The following is a 16,083-nucleotide window of genomic DNA, read 5'->3' on the forward strand; positions in this document are numbered from 1 at the left end:
AATTTTCGTTTGTATATTTTCAGTGCTTTTAAATACTATGCCATTTAGGTACAAACGTAAACTGCGTTTCACAAAAAACGACTGCTGTTTCATGACTGAGAAGTATCTACCTTTCAGGCATTTTTAGCAGACATTTCAATCAAATGACGACTATCATGCAGACGCGGCACTGTCAGCTTAATCGTCTTAATGTGCCAATCACTATCGAGCGCTTGTAGCTCTTCATCGCTCGGTGCCTTGCCTTTCATAGCACACAAATAACCGCCATCTGCCAATCTCGGCTGCGCTACTTCCACAAAATCTATCAAACTGGCAAACGCTCTAGAAGTCACCACATCATAGCTGGCTTCGTGCGCTTCGATACGCGAAGCGATCGGTTGCATATTACGTAAGCCAAGCTCACTGCTGATCTGCTTAATAAAGCGAATCTTTTTTTGATTACTATCAAGGGCTGTACACGAGCGCTCAGGCTGACAAATCGCAATAATCACTGCAGGCAACCCTGCACCTGTACCGATATCAAGCAGCGACCCTGTCGGCAAATGCGTTATAATAGACAAGCAATCAATCACATGTTTGATCAGCGCTTCTTCTGGATCGGTGATGGCGGTCAGATTATACGCTTTATTCCACAACAAAAGCTGGTCTAAGTATAGTAATAACGTGCGCTGCTGTTTCTCACTTAGTGATAGACTTAGCTCACTTACGGCTTGTGCTAAGATACTGGCCAGCTTTGGCAATTGTGAGCCAAGCTTCACAAAGCCAGTCGGATCAATATTGATTTTACCCGTGCTAGTAGACGACGAAGAGGTTTTAGCGGAAGCTGACATACAACGAGTTATCCAGTTTTGACATGTGAACCGCCTATTTTATCATGCAGTCTGCTCATTGAATAGTTGCAGATTGCGCCAATGTGGGACATCTTATACTATCTGCACCGTTCATGACGCGTTATTCTGCGTTAACAGCATAAAACGCCTTGCCTAGTTTCTTTATTTTTCGTTTATCATGATCAAGGATTCCTGTAAATATGAGACAAACTGCGTTTAATGACTTCGCTAAAATGCGACGATATCTTGTAAGATGTCACTATTAATTATAAAAAATTCAATGCGCGCATGACCAGAATAAATATATTATCCCTCATACTCTTTCAATACCTTTAAAACGATCTCTCAAAAACCTATGACCGAACGACCCTACCCCCTTATGTCTCAAATATCAAAAGACGCTAATAATATGGTACCACCTACCGCTGACTCACAAGACGATAAACCAGTAATATCTAACGCCCCAAATCCTATTTTTACTGAGGTTCAAAAAAGCTGCCGTATTTCGGCTGAGCAACTAAAACGCTATAGCGACCCTGATGAGCTGCCTACAGACACACGTACTGCGCCTGACTTAGATGTTGGCTTCGGTCAACAACGTGCGCTCAAAGCCTTGCATACAGCGCTAGACATCAATGCAAGTGGCTATCATGTGTTTGCTGCTGGCGAGAACGGCTTGGGTAAGCGTACTGTCATCAGTCGCCTGTTGGCCCGTATTGCCGCCGACGCACCAACGCCTGATGATTGGGTTTATGTGCACAATTTTACCGATCCACGTACGCCACTGGCTCTGCGTCTACCTGCAGGGCAAGCCGCCTTGCTACAACAGCAGGTCAATAACTTGTGGCAACAAGCAAAAAAGCGACTAAGCCAACGCTTTCGTAGCGACCAATACCAAAGTAAAATCGAAGCGATTAAAAATAATACGCATCAAAAAGAGAGTCATGCTTACGACGCGCTAAACGCTGAGGGCAAACAGTATGACCTCGCCTTGACGTTTCGCTCGTTTGATAACAAGGCAGTTTTCGTCCATCCCAGTCAGTTGACGACAGACAGTAGTAGCGACCCTGTAAAGGCTTCAGAATCATCTAGCAACAGTGCAAATTCGTCGCCAAGAAATGATAACGAAAAAGCCAATATATTGAGCAACGATAAGACTAACCATGATGAAGAGCAAAACAACGCTCAAAATTCTGAGTATGGTAACAGTGAGTACGAGGCTGAGTTAAATAACTTTGTCCAAAAAAACCATATGCAAAAGCGCCTCAGTCAACTAACCATTGCGTTGGAGCAGTTAGAAGACGAAGCCAACGATGCGATAGAATCACTGCATCGCAGTATCGCGCGCCGTGCACTACAGCCTTTGTTCGCGCCTGTTTATGAGCAATTTGCCACGCACCCACTTGTGGTTGACTATCTCAAAGCCATATTTGCCGATATGGTTACCCATGTAGAGCGTATCGTTAACGGCGATGATGAAGAGTTTGTGACGGCTGTATTGACCACAACACCCAGCCGTTACGCGGTCAATGTCATTGTCAGTCACGCACCAGACAGTGGCGCGCCTGTTGTCTTTGAAGACTTACCAACCCATCTAAACTTATTGGGTCATGTTGAGCAAATCACTCAATTAGGGACAGTAACGACTGATGTCAGTATGATTCGCGCAGGTGCCCTACACCGTGCCAATGGCGGCTATCTGCTGCTAGAAGCCAGCCATCTACTTGAGCATCCTTATGCATGGCAAGGTCTAAAGCGCGCGCTACAGTCACGCAAAATTAAGCTCTCAAGCCTTGAGCAAATGCTAACGCTAACAGGTAGCTTGTCTTTATCACCAGCGCCCATTGATCTTGATATCAAAGTGATCTTATTAGGTGAAGCAGACTTATATTATGAGCTGCTTGAGCTTGAGCCTGAGTTTGATGCAGTGTTTAAAGTTCGCGCGGACTTTCATGATGATGTGACGCGCACCAGCGAGCATGAATTGGCACTGGTAGCGAAAATGGCAGACATCATCGATTATGCTGATCTCTATCCATTCGATAGTAGCGCGCAAGCCACGTTGCTTGAGCATTTAAGCTTGCAAGCTGAAGAGCAGGACCGTTTAAGCCTACACAGTGATTTGTTGATTAAACTGTTGCATGAATCAAACCGTCACGCTCGTTTAAATGATGAGACAGTGGTGACAGCAGATCATGTCACTCAGGCAATTGACGACATGGATGAGCGCTCAGGATATTTGCGCGATCTATACTGGGACGAACTCAAAAACGGCCAGCAGCTGATTCAAACCCAAGGCACTGCAGTTGGGCAAGTCAACGCCCTGACCGTCGTCAGCTATGCCGATAGTGAGTTTGGCATGCCAGCGCGCCTCACTGCCGTTATTCAGCCCAATATTGGCGCAGGTGAAATCCTTGATATCGAGCGTGATGTAGACTTGGGTGGTAGCTTGCACGCTAAAGGGATGCTAATCATGACCAGTTATTTGCGTGCGTTATTTAGCCAACACCATGCACTAAACTTCAGCGCTTCGCTCGCGTTTGAACAAAGCTACGCCCATATCGATGGTGATAGTGCCACTGTCAGTGAAGGTTGTGCGCTACTATCCGCTTTAGCAAATGTCCCTATTGATCAATCCTTTGCCATTACTGGTTCTATGAATCAGCTGGGCGAAGTACAAGCAGTTGGTGGTATCAATGCCAAAATCGCCGGCTTTTTTGATGCGTGCCGTGAGCAAGAGTTGACGGGCGCTCAAGGCGTAGTCATTCCAATGGCCAATGTCAAACAACTCATGCTACGCGACGATATCATTACTGCGGTAAAAGACGGCGACTTTCATATTTATGGCGTTTATACCTTGAGTGAAGCATTGACCTTGATGACAGGCCTACCCATCGATACCATGAATAAAAAAGGTCGCTACCGCAAAGACACCTTATTTGGCAAAGTCCTAAATCGTCTGATGTTATGGGATGAGAACCAAGACGGCGATGATGAGGTAGATGATAAAAAGTCAAAAAAGAAAGAGAAGAAAAAACGCAAAGCTAAGCGCCAAAAAAAAGAGGACAAAATAGAAAAAGAAAAACGTAAAGGCGAAAATAACGATAGTGACGTCACTGATAACCATGAGCAAAGTGAAGCTTAAAGTGTCAATGACAACACACCAAAATGATAACTAGAACGTATCTAGACCATGTTTAGACGGCGCTTAGATGGCGCCTAAACGATGTCTAAATGTATACGAACGTCCCTAGACGCTTTGATACTTTTCTGAGATGATAAACAACCAGCCAAAATCTGTAGAACAATAACCTGTGACTTTATAAAGGGTATTTTTTGATGACTGTACATTCTACTAATGCCAATAACCTTCAAGCTCAATCAGATTCTGATGAGCAAGCAGTTGCAATAGAGGCGGCAGAAAATGATGTGTTAAAAGAGACCCAAGACAATCGTTACGGGGCAGCGACAACGGCTCGTCAATGGCAAGTGCTGTCACAGCTACAGCGCAATCGCTGGGTAGGTACGACGCATATTTATGAACAGCTCATGATGGCCGGTTTTGACATCAGCCTGCGTACCGTGCAACGTGATTTGAACGCATTGGCCAAACGCTTTCCTATCGAAAAAAACAACGCCAATCCACAAGGTTGGCGCTGGAAAGAGGATGCGCCGCTGCAAAGCTTGCCGCATATGAATCTATCGCAGGCAGTTGCTTTTAATATGGTTGAGGCCAATCTCACTCAGCTATTGCCGCCTGTGATTTTAGATGAGCTATTTCCGTGGTTTGATCTAGCAAGACGACAGCTCAAAAACAGTAAAGTCACGCATTCATGGATAGACCGCGTGCGTATCGAACCTGCTACCCAGCCACTTATTGCCCCAGATATAGATTTAGATAGCAAAGACAACATTTACCATGCATTGTTTTATCAGCTGCAAATCAATGCCTGCTACACTCGCAGCAATAAGTCAGAGGCCAGCGAATATACGCTAAACCCTATTGCCATTATCCAGCGTGGTGTGATTATTTACCTACTGGCGACTCGTACCGATGACCCAAAAGCCACCATTCGCACTTTTGCGCTGCATCGATTTGATAGAGTCGAGATTTTAGAAAGCGCAGCACAGACACCAGATAACTTTCAACTCGATACTTATTTGGATGAAGGCAGCATGGGCTTTAGCCATCCGTTATTTGGTGAACTGGCTGAGCGTGGTAAAAATACAGCCGTTGAGCTACAATTTACCCAAAAAGCAGGCCGAAGCCTCACTGAGAGCAAGCTGAGTGATGATCAAATCGTCACATCAAACGACGACGACACCCTAACAATAAAAGCGACTGTTAATTTGACCTCACAGCTGGTCTGGTGGTTACGTGGTTTTGGCAGTGGACTGTTAGACGCCAAGCCTGCACTCCTTTATCAAGCGGTATTGGACCAACCTGCAATGACAAACAACGAATAACACTCGAATGACACTAATCGTTAACCACTAAAAATTAAAAAAGGAATATTATGCCAACCACTGCCTCATCACCGCTGCTTTCCGACAGTTTAAGAGGACTGGGCTTGGATACGGGAACGTTATTTTTTGCGCTCAACTATGAATTTACTAAGATCGAGCCAAAAGGGTTGTTGAAGCGTTTTAAAAAGGACAAAAGCGCGGTAGATATCGATCTGGCTTGCGTTTTATATGATGACAATTGCATCATTAGTGATATTGTCTGGTTCAAACAATTACGTGACAAAGCTGAGTCCGTCAAGCACCAAGGAGACAGTCTAAACGGTAAGGATCGCGGAGAGCAAGCCATGTATTTGGCTCCGCTTGATCAAGAACAAATCAGACTAGAGCTAGAAGAAATTCCCTTACATATCACTCATATCGCTTTGATTGCCAACTCCTATCACGGGCACTCACTCTCTAGGGTCAAAAAAGGTGAGATTCATTTGAGTGATGATGAGGGTAACCGCTGTTTTGAAGTCAACCTAAAGCAGCTCCCACGTGATTGTAAGACGCTTTGGGTGGCTCATTTGCGCCGATCCGTTGATGACTGGCATTTAACCCTACAAAACTTACCACTGAGCGCTGAAGATCTATCGAATGCAGCACAAGAAGTCGCACATGAATTAGCACGGGCACTACCGATTCCTCAAGGAATATAACGTCAGTCGATTATAAAATCTACAAAGGGTACTGCGTCTTAATCACACAATACCCTTTTATTTTTCCTGCCAAACATATTCATTTCTAGAAATCTTAAGCATAAATTTCTATGATTGCCTAATAGATACTAAGCTATAAAACCTCACCGCAATGTGGGCAAAAATTCTTTTGACGCACCTCCACTTCTTTTTCTCGCCGCTCAAGCTCTTGTTCACGCAGTACTTGTAGTACGATATTTTGTGCTTGCTCTTTGTCTAATCCTAGCTCTCGGCGAATCTTATCAATCATCATCTGATTTTGTACCAAATCAAAGTCGCTATCGATCAGCTGCTCACGAAAATGCTGCTCAAGCTCTTCGCGGCGCTGCGCCAACTCATTTGCAAGACCCGTTGCCAAAATACCTGCAGGCAGTGCCGCTAGACCCACACCCAATATCGTAATAATAGCACCCAATATCTTGCCAGCATTAGTGATTGGTGTGACATCCCCATAACCCACGGTCGTGAGCGTTACCACAGCCCACCACATCGCCTTGGGTATTGACTCAAACTCTTCTGGCTGCGCATGGTTTTCGACCAAATAAATGCCACTCGAGGCGGTCACAATCATAATAATCAATATAAAAATAACCGCTTGAAACGAGCCGCGTTCTTTACTGATGACCACCAAAAGGATACGCATGGACGCAAAATAGCGGGTCAATTTGAGAATACGGAACAAACGCAAAATACGTAAGAAACGCAGATCAATATTGACGAAGAAGTTTAAGAAGGCTGGAACAATGGCTACCAAGTCAATGAGTGCGGAAGGACTTCTGATCCAATCCCAACGCTGTTTCCACGTTGTATTGTCCGGTTTGGCTTCAGCAACACTCCATAGTCTCAGCAAATATTCAATAGAAAAGACCACAATAGAGAAGTTTTCGAACCAAGTAAAATAATTTTGATAAGGGTAGTACCAGCTGTCAACTGACTCAGCAATCACAGCTGCCACATTGGTCATAATCAAAAATATGAGAAAATAATCAATATAGCGGCTAAATAAAGTGTCATGTTCATCATTTTGCAACGTATCATAAACAAAATGACGTAAGCGCCTTATAGATTGGAGTAGCATGCCGTCCCTATTCGGTGAAATACAGGTATTATATAAATAAAATAAATTAACTGCCTTGCAAGGTGTTCAAGCGCTCTATCATCAAGAGCGCACGCTTTCATCAATACGAAAATATCAACTATTTGACATGACCCAGCATGGCATTGGCTTATCGCCTGTTCATCAGCAGCCGCTATTATGTCCTATGTAGATAATAAAGATAGACTGCTATTAATAGCACCAATGCGGTGCCTACTACTGATAATCGTAAAAACTGCTCATCAGCGGGCAATTGCTGGCTGATGTCTTGAGCAGGTACTAAAAATAAATGGCACTCAGGGCAACAAGAATCTACCTGATTCAATATTTTGGTAGAACGGGCGTTCTTACAACGTAGTGGGGAGTTGCTACAATAACCAAGCATAATACGTACGCCTTTTATCAAATCATGAATATCAATTCAGTAAGCCGTCACCATTTATTTCCAATTCTACCGTTTAGACATTAGCAATAATCAATATATAGTTGATCCAATTTAAGAGTGGTACAAGGCAACCGAGTGCAGATGTATACGTCATACTACAAGCGAGGTTAACGCTGTAACGCTTTTTTAGTGGATTGACTATAATTCTTATCTACCTATTTTCAGAGTATCACAACAGGCTTATACCCTACCTCACAATAATCAATTTTTTTAAATAATCAAAATAATTATACCGTTATTGCCTTTACTATAAATAATTAAATAAAACTTAGTAAAGCACAATTAAAACCTTACAGTAATTGTGGTTTTATACTATAATGGAGTCATAATGTTACCGCTTTATCATCCATTATAACATTATGTATCAGTGTGCAATGTCATCCCTCATTAGCACTGATAACCTTTTAATATATTAAGGAACCAAATCATGAAACTACAATCCCTAGTTTTAGCCGCTGCCACTGCCCTTACCATGACCACTGCTTTTGCCGTACCTTCTGGCACTTGGTCTATTGCGGCTGGTGCACATTATGTTGACCCTAAAAGTGATAATGGCACTCTAGATAATGGTTTGTCTGTTGATGTTGACGGCGATATACAGCCAACTATTAGTGGTGAGTATTTCATTGCCAACAATGTCGGTGTTGAGCTACTCGCAGCACTTCCATTTCATCATGATTTTGATCTAAACAGTGCGGATGGCACACAAGTTTTAACAGGTAAAACCCAACATTTACCACCAACTCTTTCTGTGCAATATCACTTTGACTCTGACAACATGCCAATGAATATCAAGCCATTCGTTGGTGTTGGCGTGAACTATACGACCTTTTTTAAAGAAAGAATCTCTACTGGTGGTGATTTAGATCTTGATGATAGTGTTGGTGTGGCTGGTCATGTCGGTTTAGACATTCCTTTCGCTCCAACTGAAGCTTTCCGTATCGATGCACGCTATATGGACATCAAAACAGATGCTACTTTAGATGGCGGTGACATCGGTGAAATCGATATCAGCCCTTGGGCATATGGCATTGCATTTGTTAAACAGTTTTAATCACAAATCGTATTAAACTCGATGATCTAAGTATAAAAAGCCAGCGCTGATGCTGGCTTTTTTTTGGCTGATAGTTACTCATATCTAATACAGTACTGCTCAAAAAAAAGACCACCCTTAGGCAGTCTTTTTTTGGTTTTAGTTTTTAAAGTAGCGTATCAGCTATAGCAAAATACGGCGTGGATCAGCAAGCAATGTAGCAACATAGCGAGTGAATACCGCTGCATCCGCACCATTGATGACGCGGTGGTCATAAGACAATGATAATGGCAGCATCAAGCGCGGCTCAAAAGTTTGCTTAGCGTCATTCCAAACTGGCTGCATGGTCGCTTCTGATGCGCCCAAGATGCCTACTTGTGGCCAGTTGACCAGTGGCGTGAATGATGTACCGCCCAAGATACCTTGGCTTGATATGGTAAAGCTGGCACCTTGCATATCTTTAGTAGTGAGCTTTTTATCACGGGCTTTGCCTGCAAGCTCACCAATTTCAATCGCGATCTGCTTGATGCCTTTGTCCTGTGCATTTTTAATCACAGGAACCACTAGGCCGTCATCAGTCGCAACCGCAATACCCATGTTGACACTCTTACGTAAGATAATTTGTGTATTATCGTCGCTCAAATGACTGTTGAAACGTGGATGCTGAGTCAAGGCGTAAGCAGTTGCTTTAACAATAAAGGCCAAAATAGTCAGGCCAATACCTTGCGCCTTCATGTCACCCTTTAGCTCACCGCGTAGTTTTTCAGTTTCGGTGATATCAGACAAATCAAACTGTGTCACTTGCGGTAGATAGGTATTGTAGTTCAGCTGCGGGATTGACACTTTTTGCAAGCGGCTTAAATCTTGGGTTTCTGTTTCGCCCCAGATTTCAACATTGCTCATATCAGGTAGTTTTGGCAGACCTGAGCTAACAGCACCCTGAGCAGCTGGTGCGGCTTGTTGGGTGGTCAAACGGTTTTTAACATGCGCAAACAGATCTTCTTTTAGAATGCGATCGTTTAGTGCTGAACCCTTTACCTGTGTGATATCGACGCCAAGCTGACGAGCCAATTTACGTACAGCAGGACCTGCATATACATCAACCAACTTTTCATTGACTTCCGCTTCGCTCAATTTTTTGCCCGCAGGTGCAGCAGTTGAGGTCGGTGCAGGCGCTTGCTCTGGCTCGCCTGTTGGGGCTGGCTGTGACTTGCTTTCAGTTTTCGGTGCAGGCTTGTCCGCTTTATCTTCAGTTTTAGCAGTATCTGCTTTCGGTTTTGCCTTAGGAGTACCTGCCGCTTTAATAACGATAAAGTCTTGACCGTTGGCAACAGTGTCACCAGCATTAACCAAGATTTTTTCAACTACGCCTGCTTCTGGTGCAGGCACTTCGACTGAGGCTTTGTCTGACTCAATCAGTAGGATAGACTCATCGGCACTGACCGTGTCGCCTACACTCACCATAATCTCAGCCACTTGCGCTTCATCAACGCCTATATCTGGCAGTGCATGGGTAGTCGATGCGCCTTCGCCAGCATCATCAGTCGCTTCTTCTGCATCTGCATCATCTTCAACAGGTGCGTCTTCATTATTATCGTCTGCTTGTTCTGAATCAGTTACTTCTTCGGCAGTATCGTCATTATCATCGCTTGCGTCAGCACTCTCTACTTCGATCAATACCATGCCTTCGCTGACTTGATCGCCGATGGCGACATTGATTTTGGTGACTTTACCAGCAGCAGAGCTTGGTACTTCAACTGACGCTTTGTCAGACTCTAACAAAACGATGTTGTCATCTTTTGCGATGACATCACCCACTGCTACCATAATTTCGCTGACTTCAGCACTATCGACACCCAAATCGGGGGCTTTAATGTCCATGTTTTATCTCCTAGTCTTATGATTATTATTCTTTGACATCACCGTCATTGAGCAAGGGCGCATCTGCTTGATCTTCGGCGCGGCCTTCATTGCTGATATCTTCATCGTCTTCAGCAACGAACTCAGGCACAGGACTTGGGTTGACTTTGCCTGGTGCAGGTGCATCTGGAGAATGATCATAATAAGACTGTTGGTGCCATGCAGGTGGCTGATCCGCATCGATGCCTAAGCTTGAAATCGCATCTTTTACCAAACGCATCTCGACTTCACCCTCATCCGCTAAGCGCTTAAGCGTGGCGACAACGATATGAGCCGCATCAACGTTAAAGAAGCTGCGTAGGTTCTCGCGAGTATCAGAGCGGCCATAACCATCTGTGCCAAGCGTGGTATAAGGACGGTTGTCTGGTAACCAAGCACGAATTTGCTCTGAGTAGTTACGCATGTAGTCAGTGGCTGCAACTACGATGCCTTCGTGCGGTGCTAATTGCTCAGTAACCCATGGCACTTTTTCTTCATTCATTGGATGTAGACGGTTGTAGTCGTCACAAACCATACCATCACGAGTCAACTCGTTGAAGCTGGTGACACTCCAAACGTTTGATGTGATATTGAACTCATCTTTTAGGATCTGAGCCGCTTTTTGTACTTCACGTAGAATCACGCCTGAACCCAATAGCTGTACCTGAGTTGAGCCGTTGTCTTCAAGCAAATACATACCGCGCTTGATACCTTCCTCGCTTCCTTCTGGCATGGCAGGCTGGTCGTAGTTTTCGTTCATTAGCGTTAGGTAATAATAAACGCGCTCGCCTTCTCCGTACATCCGACGTAGGCCATCATGCATGATGACCGCCAACTCATAACCATAGCAAGGGTCATAGCTCACGCAGTTCGGTACGGTGTTAAACAAAATCTGCGAATGGCCATCTTGATGCTGCAAGCCTTCACCATTCAAAGTCGTACGACCCGCAGTAGCCCCTAATAAGAAGCCTTGTGCCTGACAGTCACCTGCTGCCCACGCCAAGTCACCTATGCGCTGGAAGCCAAACATCGAGTAATAGATGTACATCGGAATCATTGGTAGCGCGTTCACAGAGTAACTGGTTGCCAAGGCAATCCATGTACTCATCGCACCCGCTTCGTTGATACCTTCTTCTAACATATGGCCATCGATGGCTTCTTTATAGCCCATCAATGCTTCGCTATCTTCTGGCGTATATTTTTGTCCGACCGCAGAGTAAATACCCAATTGACGGAACATACCTTCTAAACCAAAGGTACGCGCTTCGTCTGGTACGATTGGTACCACGCGATCTTGGATGTCTTTGTTTTTCAGCATGGCTGATAACAGACGTACAAATACCATCGTCGTTGATTGTTCTTTGCCGTTACTACCCTTTAATACGCGATCAAATATCGACAGCTCAGGGATGTTCAGCGGAATATGGCCACTACGGCGGTTTGGCAGATGACCACCCAATGCTTCACGGCGACCTTTTAGATACTTCATCTCTGCCGAACCTTCTTCAGGACGGTAGAATGGTAGAGTCTCTAATTGCTCATCGGTAAATGGCAAATCAAAGCGATCACGGAAATACACAAGCGCCTCTTGATCAAGCTTCTTGATTTGATGCGATTTATTGACCGCTTGTGTTGTGCTTGACAAACCATAGCCTTTGACAGTTTTGACCAGTACGACCGTTGGCTGACCTTTGGTTTTCATCGCTTCGCTAAACGCAGCATAGACCTTCATTGGGTCATGACCACCACGGTTTAGGCGTGCAATGTCTTTATCAGTCAATGCATCTGCCATTTCTTTTAATTCAGGATATTTACCAAAGAATTCTTTGCGAGTAAATTCAGGCGTACGCGCTTCATATAGCTGGTATTCACCATCGACCACTTCTTCCATACGATGTTTGAGCACGCCAGTATCATCATTGGCAAGCAGGCTATCCCATTTACCACCCCAAATGACTTTAATCACACGCCAGCCAGCACCGCGAAATACCGACTCTAGCTCTTGAATAATTTTACCATTACCACGGACTGGACCATCAAGACGCTGTAGATTACAGTTAACAACCCAAATTAGATTGTCCAGCTTCTCACGACCAGCAAGAGAGATTGCGCCCAAGCTTTCTGGCTCATCCGTCTCACCATCACCTAAGAATGCCCAAATCTTACGGCCTTCTTTTTCGAGTAAGCCACGGTTTTCCATGTAACGATGCACGTGAGCATGATAGATCGACATGATCGGACCTAAGCCCATTGATACCGTTGGGAACTGCCAATAGTCAGGCATCAAATATGGATGAGGATAGCTTGATAAGCCTTTACCACCCACTTCACGGCGGAAGTTATCAAGCTGATCTTCGGTTAGACGACCTTCTAAATAAGAACGTGCATAGATACCTGGCGCTGAGTGACCTTGATAATAAATCATGTCCCCACCGAAGTGATCGCTTGCCGCACGGAAAAAATGGTTGAACCCTGTTTCATAAAGCGTGGCACTAGAGGCAAATGACGCCAAGTGACCACCCAAATCATCATCGTTTTTGTTGGCACGCATGACCATTGCCAAAGCGTTATAACGAATCAACGCACGAATTTTACGCTCCATACCAAGATCGCCTGGATACATTGGCTCGTCCTCGACTGCGATGGTATTGATATAAGCAGTATCAAGGCGGTTGAATGGTAGCCCTTCTTGAACAGCCATATTGTATAAGGCTTTTAGAAGAAACTGCGCGCGATCCTTATCTGTATGTTTGAGAACAGACTCAAAGGCTTGTAGCCACTCTCTGGTCTCGGTGCTATCAGCATCCTTGTAATAATTCATTGTTGTCGATCCTTTTATATCAGTCATACCTACCTATCTAGACGGTAGGGCTTTGTTAAATACTGGTGTGAAGTGAGATATCGGTTTACTTATGACTTCCTTGCTATGTCCAAGCATTCCCTTGTTTCATACGGTGAGGTACAGCTAGATTATACAAAATAGTGCCACTGAGAGCTGACATATGCGTCAAATGGACGAAACTACAAAACAGATCATACTGTTGTCCCTGTATATTCAGTCATGAATGATTTTGACACTCTATTATAAGCGTTTGCGAGGCAATTGTTTATGGCTGTAAAGAAATGAATAAATGACAAGTATTTTTTAAATAAATAATGATTAGTTATTAGGTAAATATTTAGTTAATCTTGTCCTTGAATTACATTTATAAAACTACTCATCGTATCATTTAACCTTTCATCTTCTTTAATGAGCTTTCCACTCATTCTTTAGTTATATTTGGTTAAATAAAATTACTAATATTTACTTTTCTTACATAGTAATATGAAAAGTCAAAAGACACTCTGAGGTAGTAAGATGAATAAACACAAGTATCTATTCTTGGAAAAATACTCCAAATTAAATAGTGTCACAAGTTCTATCGTATTCGCACTACTTACTATTGTACTGATTACAAATGATGCTCAGGCTAATTTTGCGACAAATGAAAGCTCTGCAGTTGCTGCTTGTCCTGCCAATCATAAAATGTACTATATTGGCGCAAGTCCACCTGCATCAACTACAAGCGCACCTGTCGTCAATTTACCTCTTAGTTGGACTGCCGGAAACCTTTCAAATACTTTTACATTTGCCGAATCTTCAGGTAACAAAATATTTAAGATAAACTTTTCTTCGGTTGTAGATATCAATAGTAATTATGGTGGTACGCCACCTTTTTACGGAACATTAAATGGAGTCACTACTGCAGCTTTGAATCTTGTTCATAACTCTCCCGTATCAGCGAATTCTAGAACAAACCATGTCATGGATGTGAGCATTAACCGTCCAACCAGCAAAGTAGGTTACAAGATTCAGGATGTAGACTCAGTTACTAATGGTACTTTAACTCCGTATATTGAACAGGTGGACGTGTCTGCCAATGGTGGACAATTAACGCATAACAGTACCTATCAAACTATTAATACAAATAGAAATATAGTCACTGGTAGAAGAGGCCTTAACTGTGGTACAGGTGACTGTACAATTGATGCTAATTGGAACTATACACTCGCTGATATTGCACTCAATCTAAAACACAATAACACAGTAAGTGAAACAAACAGCCCTCATGCAGTAGGCTATTCAGATTTCTATTTTTGTCTTGCACCGCCTAAAGTTATCGTGAGAAAAACGTTGAGTGGTACACGTGTTAATGCTAACGATCAATTTGAAATCGTCGTTAGTGGCGGATCAGTAGCGACTAATAGCTTTACTACTACTGGTACAGGCTCCACAATCACCAATGGAACCAGTGCAACGCTTAGCTTGGCAGAGAGTACAAGTTATACCATTACTGAGCGTGTTATGAACGGTACGACCTTGGGTAATATAGCGAACTATAACGCTACTTATACTTGCAGCAACGCTACTACAGGTAGTACAACAGTTATGCCTACGACTGCAATGAGCTATAACCCTACTACTAAAACTCGTTCATTCACCCTTAGTAATGTTACTTATGGTGATGAAATTACATGTACTATCACTAATAGTGCAAACTACGTATTCTCAGGCACCGTATTTAACGATAACGGTAACGTTGCAAGCCCAAATAAAGACGATGTATCAGATAAATATCTAAATAATGTCTTTTACTTCAACGGTAAGTACGATTCACCAACTGAATCTGGGATCCCCTTTACCACTGGTCACACCATTACTTTGAATAAATGTGCCGGTGATAGTGGGACGTTTTCACCTCAAACAGTGAATATCAATAGTGACGGTACCTACAGCTTCAATTTGACATCTGCACAAGTTGGCAGTTACACAAGACTCTGTGTCACTCAGAATGAACCTAGTAATTATACATATTCTGTAGACACGACAAGCGATGTGCGACAAATAAACATCATTAATAGTCAGTACAACTATCCTAGTAATGATTTCGGTGATGTTATCCAAGCAAATGCTGCGTTGGTATTAATCAAAAGTCAGTATGTCCATGACTGTAGTCTAAATAACCTTGCCACAATTGGTGTTAATTATGAAGGTAGTGCTAGCAGCGCGTATAGTATAAAACCAATATCTGGCATTGTGCCAGGACAATGTATCGCTTATAGAATTGAAGCTATCAATCGAGGTAATGTTTCTCTGACAGATATTGTTATCAAGGATAAGCTACAGAGTAAAAACGACTCTAATAATTCGCTAATTACCTCTACCTTAGCTAATCCAATACCTATTGGTGAAAATAGTGGCACTCCATCATTTGCAACAAACTCAGTATCTATTGGTAACAACGGTACAGTGATCACCAATACTTTTTCCTTAGGTGCTACTACAGCCACTCGCCGTCAGGCCATTCGTTTTAATACCAAATATGGCACTACAGCGAACACTCAGTAGCTATTATCTATTGCAACTCTAGATTATTACTATTTCCTTTTCTAATACAAAAAAGCCCTGTCTTCTTAGACAGGGCTTTTACCGTTTGGTCATCTTGAAATACCATTTATCATCTTTATAATTGATACTTGTATCGATTACGTTACAATAGCTTAAAAGGGAATGTGTGCTTTTTACAGACGACCCT

Annotated in this window: 9 protein-coding genes; 5 read left to right on the forward strand and 4 right to left on the reverse strand. The window is 43.3% G+C overall.

The window, feature by feature from the left end:
- Positions 1-113: 113 nt before the first annotated feature.
- Positions 114-830: a 16S rRNA (guanine(527)-N(7))-methyltransferase RsmG gene (gene rsmG, locus PSBA01_RS00445; protein ID WP_186474725.1), complete on the reverse strand. Its 717-nt coding sequence runs from the start codon at positions 828-830 to the stop codon at positions 114-116.
- A 379-nt stretch (positions 831-1,209) separates the two neighbouring features.
- Between rsmG and PSBA01_RS00450 the strand changes: the two genes are divergently transcribed.
- The 3 genes from PSBA01_RS00450 to PSBA01_RS00460 all read left to right on the forward strand — a co-directional run bounded on the left by PSBA01_RS00450 (position 1,210) and on the right by PSBA01_RS00460 (position 5,995).
- Positions 1,210-3,975, forward strand: coding sequence for an AAA family ATPase (locus PSBA01_RS00450; RefSeq protein ID WP_416383507.1), 2,766 nt, complete (start codon positions 1,210-1,212; stop codon positions 3,973-3,975).
- A 194-nt stretch (positions 3,976-4,169) separates the two neighbouring features.
- Complete coding sequence (locus tag PSBA01_RS00455; RefSeq protein ID WP_186474727.1) at positions 4,170-5,297, forward strand: helix-turn-helix transcriptional regulator; 1,128 nt, start codon at positions 4,170-4,172, stop codon at positions 5,295-5,297.
- A gap of 50 nt (positions 5,298-5,347) precedes the next feature.
- Positions 5,348-5,995 (forward strand): TerD family protein, encoded by a 648-nt coding sequence (locus PSBA01_RS00460; RefSeq protein ID WP_186474728.1) that lies wholly within the window; start codon positions 5,348-5,350, stop codon positions 5,993-5,995.
- A gap of 133 nt (positions 5,996-6,128) precedes the next feature.
- Here the strand turns inward: PSBA01_RS00460 and PSBA01_RS00465 are convergent, their stop codons facing one another.
- Entirely contained in the window at positions 6,129-7,112 is a 984-nt protein-coding gene (locus tag PSBA01_RS00465; RefSeq protein WP_186474729.1) for an ion transporter, read from the reverse strand.
- 890 nt (positions 7,113-8,002) lie between these two features.
- On the opposite strand from PSBA01_RS00465, the gene PSBA01_RS00470 reads away from it, so the two are divergent.
- Positions 8,003-8,629 carry an OmpW/AlkL family protein gene (locus PSBA01_RS00470; protein ID WP_071001346.1) on the forward strand — a complete coding sequence of 209 codons (627 nt, stop codon included), beginning with the start codon at positions 8,003-8,005 and terminating at the stop codon, positions 8,627-8,629.
- Positions 8,630-8,791: 162 nt separating this feature from the next.
- Here the strand turns inward: PSBA01_RS00470 and PSBA01_RS00475 are convergent, their stop codons facing one another.
- Both PSBA01_RS00475 and aceE read right to left on the reverse strand, forming a co-directional pair.
- Positions 8,792-10,489 carry a 2-oxo acid dehydrogenase subunit E2 gene (locus PSBA01_RS00475; protein ID WP_093070852.1) on the reverse strand — a complete coding sequence of 566 codons (1,698 nt, stop codon included), beginning with the start codon at positions 10,487-10,489 and terminating at the stop codon, positions 8,792-8,794.
- A gap of 25 nt (positions 10,490-10,514) precedes the next feature.
- On the reverse strand, positions 10,515-13,328 hold the full coding sequence (gene aceE / locus PSBA01_RS00480; protein WP_186474730.1) for a pyruvate dehydrogenase (acetyl-transferring), homodimeric type: 2,814 nt from the start codon (positions 13,326-13,328) through the stop codon (positions 10,515-10,517).
- A 537-nt stretch (positions 13,329-13,865) separates the two neighbouring features.
- Between aceE and PSBA01_RS00485 the strand changes: the two genes are divergently transcribed.
- Positions 13,866-15,896 carry a hypothetical protein gene (locus PSBA01_RS00485; protein ID WP_186474731.1) on the forward strand — a complete coding sequence of 677 codons (2,031 nt, stop codon included), beginning with the start codon at positions 13,866-13,868 and terminating at the stop codon, positions 15,894-15,896.
- The last annotated feature ends 187 nt before the right edge of the window (positions 15,897-16,083 follow it).

Source organism: Psychrobacter sp. KCTC 72983, assembly GCF_014280455.1.
Lineage (GTDB): Bacteria > Pseudomonadota > Gammaproteobacteria > Pseudomonadales > Moraxellaceae > Psychrobacter > Psychrobacter pacificensis.